Annotated in this window: 2 protein-coding genes; both read right to left on the bottom strand. The window is 63.9% G+C overall.

The window, feature by feature from the left end; all coding sequences use genetic code 11:
• A partial coding sequence (locus J7E68_RS17425) for a response regulator transcription factor (protein ID WP_215174724.1) occupies positions 1-458 on the bottom strand: 458 nt, incomplete at its 3' end.
• Positions 455-1173: sensor histidine kinase (locus J7E68_RS17420; RefSeq protein ID WP_251049108.1), on the bottom strand; the 719-nt coding region annotated here is incomplete at its 5' end. The genes J7E68_RS17425 and J7E68_RS17420, both read right to left, overlap by 4 nt.

The following is a 1173-nucleotide window of genomic DNA, read 5'->3' as shown; positions in this document are numbered from 1 at the left end:
AGAGTCAACTCCACCGCTGGCGATTGAGCTTCCGCTACTCGAGCCTGAAGCGTGCGGTGCACGCCAGCGGCGACCTCGGTGGGGATGAGGTTCTCTCCCCGCGCCGCACGATGGATCGAGTCGACGAGGTCCGTTCCACGGATCGTCTTGAGCACGTATCCGGATGCACCTGCAATCACCGCTGCGACGCTCGCAGCATCGTCGTCGACTGCTGTCAGCATGAGGCAGCGGATCTCGGGGTGGTCGGATCGAATGAGTCGGCACAGATCCACCCCGTTTCCGTCCGGAAGGTTCACATCGAGGACGACGACGTCCGGAATCGTCGCTGAGACACGGCCGCGAGTCCCCTGCACCGCGCCGGACTCCCCCACAACCTCGAGGCCCGGGTCTGCATCGATGATCTGGGCGATGCCGCGGCGAACGATCTCATGATCGTCCACGAGGAAGACCCGGGTCATGAGGATGCCTGCGACGTCGATCCGAGCGGCACGCGCCAGCGTACCCGCGTGCCACCTGTGCTTCGCCGCTCGATTTCGCACGTACCGCCATGCGCACGTGCGCGCATGAGGAGGTTCGCAGTACCGCTGGACCGAGGGAGTTTTTCGGGAACGCCGACCCCGTCGTCTTCCACAACAACCGTGACGAGCGACGCTGTGACGGAGACGCTGACTTCCGCGCTGTTCGCGTGGGCGTGACGAGCCACGTTGCTCAGTGCCTCTCGCACGACCGCGATGACGTCTTCCGCGAGTCGGCCGGTCACCAGCAGATCGACCGGGCCGGTGAAAGCGATTCGGGGCGGACTCTGGAGCAGCGGTGCGAGTTCATTCGCGACGTCGATGAGTCGATGTCGAACGGATTCGGGGTCAGAGGTCTGAAGAGTGAATATCGCCGTACGGAAATCGGCGATCGCAGCGTCGATCTCTGCGACCTGCGCACTGATGGCGACAGCGTGCGCAGGCAATCGTGCGGCAAGCGCCTGTAGCCCTAGACCTGTCCCGAACAGACGCTGGATGACATTGTCATGGAGATCTCGGGCGATACGCGCGCGCTCTTCGATGAGATCCAACCGCTGGCGATCAGTGCGGGCCTGAGCAAGCGCGAGTGCGAGACCTGCCTGCGCTGCGAATTCCGCAAGGCTGGAAAGATCCTCGTGCGAGAACCGACGACCGCTCT

It is taken from the genome of Microbacterium sp. ISL-103, from assembly GCF_018613995.1.
Taxonomy (GTDB): Bacteria; Actinomycetota; Actinomycetes; order Actinomycetales; family Microbacteriaceae; genus Microbacterium.
This window is presented reverse-complemented; position numbering and strand designations above follow the sequence as displayed.